Source organism: bacterium (assembly GCA_024226335.1).
Lineage (GTDB): Bacteria > Myxococcota_A > UBA9160 > SZUA-336 > SZUA-336 > JAAELY01.
Window position 1 is genome coordinate 1 of record JAAELY010000005.1, and the last position, 1,944, is coordinate 1,944.

At 60.6% G+C, this 1,944-nt stretch carries 1 protein-coding gene; it reads right to left on the bottom strand.

From position 1 onward, the window contains the following. Positions 1–298: 298 nt before the first annotated feature. Positions 299–1,831, bottom strand: coding sequence for an IS1380 family transposase (locus GY725_00220; protein MCP4002594.1), 1,533 nt, complete (start codon positions 1,829–1,831; stop codon positions 299–301). Positions 1,832–1,944: the final 113 nt, after the last annotated feature.

Sequence of the window (1,944 nt, forward strand, 5' to 3'; positions counted from 1 at the left end):
AGAGGACGGCCACCAGGACGGCCAGGAGACTGCCCCAACCCCACGCCTGCCCCGCTTCCCGGCCTAGTCCCAAAACAAGCGCGTTAGGGTTTTTGCCCCCGGATTCACGATTTCGGCGAATCCGATCTGCCTCGGATTCGCTAGCAGGAGATTTCTTCGCCTCTCGAATCGAATCCGAGCGCCCATTCTTTGCTGCGGAGCCATTCATGCGATGACTTGGCGGCATCAGATTGTCGGGGGGACACACTCCTCCCTGCCAGCGTCGCTGGCTCGCACGGCCAAGGAGCGCTGCGCGCGCTCAGGCGTGTCGAGGTTGTTGTCGTAACCACTGACTGGACTGGATCAAGAACTCGCCCCAGCGGCCGCCCAAGGACAGCAGGCGGTAGACCAGGTAGCGCCCTGTCCGCAGGATCTGAGCGGGGATCCCCATCACCTCGTTGACGAATCGACGGTACTCCATCTTGAGCAGAGCCCGCGACAACGCCGACTCAGGCAAACTCAGACTCAACCACGCCTTGAGATTCCACGCCAGAGTGCCGATGACCATGTAGGCCCAGTTGGCCACTAAGTCGCCCACCGGCATCTGCGTCGCGCGCACCCCGTTCTTCAACTGCTCGATCAGATTCTCCTGATGACAGCGGGCATTGCTCTCGAAGACCACCTCCTCGGTTTTCAGCTCCGACTCGCTGACGTTCGTCACGTAGAAGAAGTAGCGAATCTCGTCCTCCAGCTTCTGCTGGCCCTTCTCGACGTTGATCTGCTTGCGCAAGATCACCATGCGGTACTCCCCGCGAGCCCGCTTCGGCGAATAGGGAATCTCTGCCACATCTTCGCGAAGCAAGCGCAAGTTCTTGTACTCCCGCTCCTGGATCTTCTCCTCCTTGACATTCTTCCGACGCAGCCGCAATCGGGCCCTTGCAGGTTGTGTAGTGCGACGCTCCAGTCGAGTCCAGTCCGCTTCCTCCAACGCGTTTGCCCGAGCAACGAAGCTCGGGTGGGCATCGATACCGAAGACGAACTGGACCCCGTCCGTGGTCCAGCGATCAAAGTGCGACGTCAAAGAGAAGTCTGTGTCTCCTCGCAGCCGAACCTGCTCGAAACCGCTGCACCTCGCCCAGTTCACTGACTTGTCGAGCCACCGGATCGCCCCGCTGTGGGAAGGCTCGTTCGCCGGCCGATTCACGGTGTAGAGCACCTCCTGGCTGTTCGCCAGACTCACCACCAAGGGGCCGTAGCCCCACTGGCGGGTATAGGCGAAGTCCGCACCCTCCTTGCACTCCCCGGTGGTCTCCGCAATCGTCCCATCGACATCGATCCAGGCCAGGGCGCGGCGACGAGGCGGCTGCGCACGCCAGAGGTCGCTTCTAACCTCATTGGCCGCATCCATCAACGTCTCCACATCTTCCGCCGTGAATCGACGCAGAAAGTCGCCCGCCGTCGTGGGGTCTGGAATCCGTCGAGCATCCAGCGCGTTCAGGTAACCCAGATCCTGGCGACGCTGCTCCAGATCCTCTAAGCACTGACCTCCCGCCAGGATGTTGTAGGCCAGGTTCAGCACATGATCGGACTCGTGATACGGCAAGTGCCGTTTGAGCAGATGCAGCCGCTCATCAATGACCTCCGCAAGACCTAGGTGCTGGACCAGCTGGACGATGACGCCCAGGCCTCCCTGGTCAATCGCTGTGACCCGACCAGAGATTTCGTACGAGATCGAGTCCCCCGTATGGCTGGAGAACACCGGCTCGGAGGTCTCTGGCTGCCAGCTTGGGTCGAGCCGCGCCTCCAACTCGGCTTGACGACGTCTGAGGATCTCACTACTATCGAGCTTCATCTGAAGTGCCCTCCTTGGCTGGTTTCATGGTTCTTGGCAAACCGAGAATACCAGCTCTGGCAGGGCATTTCCTCTATCTGGGCTAACTTCTGCGGGAGAGATGCGCTTGATCT

Bases quoted from the DNA above. Each gene is read 5' to 3' on its own strand.
- GY725_00220 (MCP4002594.1), bottom strand. From the start codon at position 1,831: ATGAAGCTCGATAGTAGTGAGATCCTCAGACGTCGTCAAGCCGAGTTG.